Raw genomic sequence first — 5,597 nt, 5'->3', positions numbered from 1 at the left:
ATCACGTCGCGGCCCATCCGCTCGGCGCTCGCGGCGCTGTCGTCCAGGCCCCAGTCCTCCAGCAGGAAGCGGTGGGGATCGATGCCGACGCAGAGCTGACGCCCGGCGGCGATTTCCGCCCCGAGTCGTGCTCCGAATCCGATCATCCCTAAGCCCCCGCTGCCAGCGCGGCCTGGCGGTCCGCCTCGTACTCCTGGAGGGAGCGCACGTCGAAGCCCTCGTCGAGGATCGAGAGCGCGCCGACGGCGGCCGCCAGCTCGGCGATCGTCGTGAAGATCGGCTTGTCCGCCGCGACGGTTGCCGCGCGGATCTCGTAGCCGTCCGCACGAGAGGAGTGGCCGGACGGGGTGTTGATCACCACGTCCACCTTGCCCTGGTTGATCAGCTCGACAACGCTGGGCTCCTCCCCCGCCTGCGAGAACTTGCGCACGGTCTGCGCGTTGATCCCGTTGCGGGCGAGCACGACCTGCGTACCCTGCGTGGCGAGGATCGTGAACCCGAGCTCCTGCATGCGGAGCATCGGCAACACCATCGCGCGCTTGTCGCGGTCCGCGACCGAGACGAAGACGGTGCCCGAGGTGGGCAGGCCGCCGTAGGCCGCGGCCTGGCTCTTGGCGAAGGCGCGGGGGAAGTCGCGGTCCATGCCCATGACCTCACCCGTGGAGCGCATCTCCGGGCCCAGAATCGACTCGACGATCAGGCCCTCGTGGGTGCGGAAGCGCTTGAAGGGCAGCACGGCCTCCTTGACCGCGACGGGGGCGTCCAGCGGCGCGCGCGAGCCGTCGCGCTCGGGCAACAGGCCAGAGGCGATCATCTCGGCGATGGTCTCGCCGCCCATGAGCCGCGAGGCGGCCTTCGCGAGCGGGATGCCGAGCGCCTTCGAGACGAAGGGCACCGTGCGGCTGGCGCGCGGGTTCGCCTCGAGGACGTACAGCACGCCCTGGCCGATGGCGAACTGCACGTTGAGCAGGCCGCGCACGTTCAGGCCGCGGGCGATCGCCTCGGTGGCCACGCGGACCTCGTTGATCTGCTCGTAGCCGAGGGTCACGGGCGGCAGGGTGCAGCTGGAGTCGCCCGAGTGCACCCCGGCCTCCTCGATGTGCTCCATGACGCCACCAATGTAGACGTGCTCGCCGTCAAAGAGCGCGTCCACGTCGATCTCGATCGCGTCGTCCAGGAAGTGATCCACGAGCACGGGGTGCTCCGCGTCGATGATGCCCTGACCGGCCATCCGGTCGAAGTAGTCACGCAGCGCGGCGGCGGAGTAGATGATCTCCATGCCGCGGCCGCCGAGGACGAAGGACGGGCGGACGAGCACGGGGTAACCGATCTCGTCGGCGATCTTCACGGCCCCCTCGACCTCGATCGCGGTGCCGTTGCGGGGCGAGAGCAGCCCGGCCTGGTCCAGGATCTCGGAGAACGCCCCGCGCTCCTCGGCGAGGTCGATGTTCTCGGGCGTGGTGCCCAGGATCGGAATGCCCGCGTCCTTGAGCGGCTGGGCGAGGCCCAGGGCGGTCTGACCGCCAAGCTGGACGACGACGCCGACGAGCTCGCCGGAGGCCTGCTCCGCGTGGATCACCTCGATGACGTCCTCGAAGGTGAGCGGCTCGAAGTAGAGCCGGTCGCTCGTGTCGTAGTCCGTGGAGACCGTCTCCGGGTTGCAGTTGATCATGATCGTCTCGTAGCCCGCCTCGGAGAGGGCGTAGGAGGCGTGCACGCAGGAGTAGTCAAACTCGACGCCCTGCCCGATGCGGTTCGGGCCGGAGCCCAGGATGACGATCTTCTTGCGATCGCTCGGCTCGACCTCGGTCTCGGTCTCGTAGGACGAGTAGTGATAGGGCGTCAGCGAGGGGAACTCCCCGGCGCAGGTGTCCACCGTCTTGAAGATCGGGCGGATTCCGGCGGCGTGGCGCGTCTCGCGGACCTCGGCCTCGCTCAGGCCGCGCAGCTGCGCAATCTGCGCGTCGGAGAAGCCGTGGTTCTTCGCGTGCGTGAGGAGCGCCGCGTCCAGCTCGGCGGCGGCGCGGATCTCCTCGGCGACCTCGTTGATGAGGACGATCTGGTCGATGAACCAGGGGTCGATCTTCGTGGCGTCGAAGACCTGCTCTGCGGTCGCGCCGAGGCGCAGCGCCTGCTGCACGTCCACGATCCGGCCGTCCGTGGGCCGCACCATGTTCGTGAGCAGCAGCTCGACGGGGCGCGTCTCCTCGCCCCAGTGGAAGGACGAGCCCTTCTTCTCGAGCGAGCGCAGGGCCTTCTGCAGGGCCGTCGCGTAGTTGCGGCCGATCGCCATCGCCTCGCCAACCGACTTCATGGTGGTCGTAAGGGTGTCGTCGGCGGCCGGGAACTTCTCGAAGGCGAAGCGGGGCACCTTCACGACGACGTAGTCGATCGCGGGCTCGAAGGAGGCCGGGGTCTTCATCGTGATGTCGTTCGGGATCTCGTCGAGCGTGTAGCCGATGGCGAGCTTCGCGGCGATCTTCGCGATCGGGAAGCCGGTGGCCTTCGAGGCGAGCGCGGAGGAACGGGACACGCGGGGGTTCATCTCGATCACGATGACGCGGCCGTCGGCCGGGTCGATCGCGAACTGAATGTTGCAGCCGCCCGTGTCGACGCCCACCCGGCGGATGATGTCGATGGAGATGTCGCGCAGGTGCTGGAACTCGCGGTCAGTCAGGGTCAGGGCGGGGGCGACGGTGATCGAGTCCCCCGTGTGCACGCCGACGGGGTCCACGTTCTCGATCGAGCAGACCACCACGGCGTTGTCCTTGGTGTCCCGCATCAGCTCGAGCTCGTACTCCTTCCAGCCGAGGATGGACTCCTCGAGGAGCACCTCGGTCGTGGCGCTGTAGTGCAGGCCGTCGGTCACGATCCGGACCAGCTCGGTCTCGGTGTAGGCGAAGCCGGAGCCCAGGCCGCCCATCGTGAAGGAGGGACGCACCACGAGGGGGTAGCCGAGGTCCTTCGCGAATTTCTTCGCGTCCTCGACGGTCGTCGCGATGTAGGACTTGGCGACGCCAGCGCCCGCGGCGATCGCGATGTCCTTGAAGAGCTGGCGGTCCTCGCCCTTCTGGATCGCCTCAACCTTGGCGCCGATCAGCTCGACGTTGTACTTCTCCAGGATGCCGAGCTCGTGCAGCTCCATGGCCGCGTTGAGCGCGGTCTGGCCGCCGAGGGTCGGCAGGATTGCGTCCGGCTTCTCCTTGGCGATAATCGTCTCAATCACCTCGGCGGTGATCGGCTCGACGTAGGTCGCGTCCGCGAAGTCCGGGTCGGTCATGATGGTGGCCGGGTTCGAGTTGACGAGGATGACGCGCACGCCCTCCTCGCGCAGGACGCGGCAGGCCTGGGTGCCCGAGTAGTCGAACTCGACGGCCTGACCGATGACGATGGGGCCGGAGCCGATGACGAGAACGGAATTGATGTCTGAACGCTTGGGCATTACTGCGCGGCTCCTGAGGTGGCGATGGTGGCGGTGCCGTTCCGGCGGTCGAGGACCAGCTGGCGGAAACGGTCGAAGAGGTAGAAGGCGTCGTGCGGACCGGCCGCGGCCTCGGGGTGGTACTGCACGGAGAACGCGGGGATGTCGAGGCACTCCAGGCCCTCAACGACGCTGTCGTTCAGGCTGACGTGGCTGACCTGGACCCGGCCGAAGCCCGCGGGCGACTCCGTGATGCCCTCGATGGGCGCGTCCACGGCGAAGCCGTGGTTCTGCGCGGTGATCTCGACCCGCCCGGTGCGCTTGTCCTGCACGGGCTGGTTGATCCCCCGGTGACCGAAGGCGAGCTTGTAGGTCTCGAAGCCGAGGGCGCGGCCGAGGAGCTGGTTCCCGAAGCAGATCCCGAAGTACGGGATGCCGTCGCGCAGCAGCGCCTGCAGCATCTCGACGTGGCCGCCGCTGGCCGCGGGGTCCCCGGGCCCGTTCGAGTAGAACACGGCGTCGGGGGCGAGTTCGCGCACCTCGGCGAGCGTCGTCGTGGACGGCAACACCGTCACATCGAAGCCGTGCTCGGCTAGGTAGGTCACGGTCTGGCGCTTGATGCCAAGGTCGAGGACGGCCATGCTGCCGACGCGCTCGCCGACCGCGGGCACGTCATAGCGCTCGGGGGTGGTGACGACGGCGGAGAGGTTCATCCCGGCCATCGGCTCCTGCTCCTGCACGATGCGCAGCTGCTCTTCGGGGGCAAGCGCCGCCTCCGCGCCGGAGAACACGCCGGAGCGCATGGCCCCGGCGGAGCGGATTCGGCGGGTGATCGCCCGGGTGTCGACCCCGGAGATGCCCACGACGCCGTCTGCGACGAGGTCCTCGTCGAGCGAGCGCTGCGCCCGGTAGTTGGACACGACGCGCGAGGGCTCGCGGACGACGAAGCCGGCGACCCAGATCTTGCGGGACTCCATGTCCTCGTCGTTCACGCCGGTGTTGCCGATGTGCGGGGCGGTCATCATGACGATCTGACCGGCGTAGGAGGGATCGGTGAGCGTCTCCTGATACCCGGTCATGCCGGTTGAGAAGACGATCTCGCCGAGTGCGCGACCGGTTGAGCCGTAGGGGCGTCCCTCGAATCGGCTTCCGTCCTCAAGAACGAGCACGGCAGATGGTGCGACAGCGGGCAGGGTCACCTAGGCCTCCTGGTGGGGTGTTGATGCGGGGATTGCGGAAAAGTTGGGGTGGCTGAGCGCCTCGCGCAGTGCGGTGCGGCCGCTGCCCTCCGGCAGGCGGAAGGCGCTGAGCAGCTCGGTGTCGCCGGAGCGCCAGCCGAGCATGGCGAGGCCGTTGCGCTCAACGGCCTTGTCGATCGTGAGCTGGCCGGACTCGAGGCCGGTGACCTGCGCGGCGGGGATCACCACGGGGTGCTCACCCGTGACCTGGATCTGCACGCCGTCGGTCGCGACCGTGAGGCTCGCGTAGCCGCGGTAGCGCAGCCCGGGGACGGCGACCCGGTCGAGCCGGGCGTCCTTCGGGGTCGTCGCGACGTAGAGGATCCGGTCCAGGGTCAGCAGCACCTCGCCGGTGAGCGCGGCGCGGCCGGCCGGCGCGAGCCTCGCGCCGTGCCGGGAGCGCTTGCGCCAGGCGAAAAACATGCCGAGGAAGACGAGGATCAGCAGCAGCCCGATGGCGATGGTGAACAGCAGCAGCTTGGTGTCGGTGGTCATGCCGTCACCGCCCGCTCGTGTGCGGCGCGGGCCACGGTCTCGGCGTCTACCAGCTGGCCGTGATCGAAGGTCAGGGTGCCGCGGCGGATCGTGCTGTGCACGCGCCCAGACAGCTCCAGCCCAAGGAAGGGTGAGTTCTCGCTCTTGCCGTAGAGGCGCTCGGTGTCGAACACGCTCGAGCCGCTCGGGTCGAAGAGCACGAGGTCGGCGGCTTCGCCGGCGCGGATCTCCTCGGGGTGCCCCTCCAGGGAGCCGATGCGGGCGGGCGCCTGGGACAGGAGTCGCTGGACATCTGCCCAGCTCGCGTGGCCCGGGTCAACCAGCGCGGTCTGCGCGATGCTGAGCGCGGACTCCAGGCCGACCATACCGAAGGCGGCGGCGTCCCACTCGCAGTCCTTGCGCTCCACGGGGTGCGGGGCGTGGTCGGTCGCGATGATGTCGAT

The 5,597-nt window shown here is 69.0% G+C and carries 3 protein-coding genes and 2 pseudogenes; all 5 read right to left on the bottom strand.

All coding sequences use genetic code 11. The features are described 5' to 3' along the window. Positions 1–146, bottom strand: a pseudogene (locus tag OOT08_RS16520) (orotidine-5'-phosphate decarboxylase); the annotation flags it as partial. Positions 147–148: 2 nt separating this feature from the next. Beyond that, the gene (carB, locus tag OOT08_RS16515; RefSeq protein WP_325093921.1) at positions 149–3,442 is read right to left on the bottom strand and encodes a carbamoyl-phosphate synthase large subunit; all 3,294 of its coding nucleotides are present in this window, start codon (positions 3,440–3,442) and stop codon (positions 149–151) included. Then, positions 3,442–4,620, bottom strand: coding sequence for a glutamine-hydrolyzing carbamoyl-phosphate synthase small subunit (gene carA, locus OOT08_RS16510; protein ID WP_325093920.1), 1,179 nt, complete (start codon positions 4,618–4,620; stop codon positions 3,442–3,444). Before carA ends, carB begins: the two co-directional genes overlap by 1 nt. After that, the gene (locus OOT08_RS16505; protein WP_325093919.1) at positions 4,621–5,154 is read right to left on the bottom strand and encodes a PH-like domain-containing protein; all 534 of its coding nucleotides are present in this window, start codon (positions 5,152–5,154) and stop codon (positions 4,621–4,623) included. After that, positions 5,151–5,597: pseudogene (locus OOT08_RS16500) on the bottom strand (dihydroorotase); the annotation flags it as partial. The gene OOT08_RS16505 and the pseudogene OOT08_RS16500, both read right to left, overlap by 4 nt.

It is taken from the genome of Leucobacter sp. M11 (assembly GCF_035726885.1).
Lineage (GTDB): Bacteria > Actinomycetota > Actinomycetes > Actinomycetales > Microbacteriaceae > JAPFRB01.
This window is presented reverse-complemented; position numbering and strand designations above follow the sequence as displayed.

Bases quoted from the DNA above. Each gene is read 5' to 3' on its own strand.
- carB (WP_325093921.1), bottom strand. From the start codon at position 3,442: ATGCCCAAGCGTTCAGACATCAATTCCGTTCTCGTCATCGGCTCCGGC.
- OOT08_RS16505 (WP_325093919.1), bottom strand. From the start codon at position 5,154: ATGACCACCGACACCAAGCTGCTGCTGTTCACCATCGCCATCGGGCTG.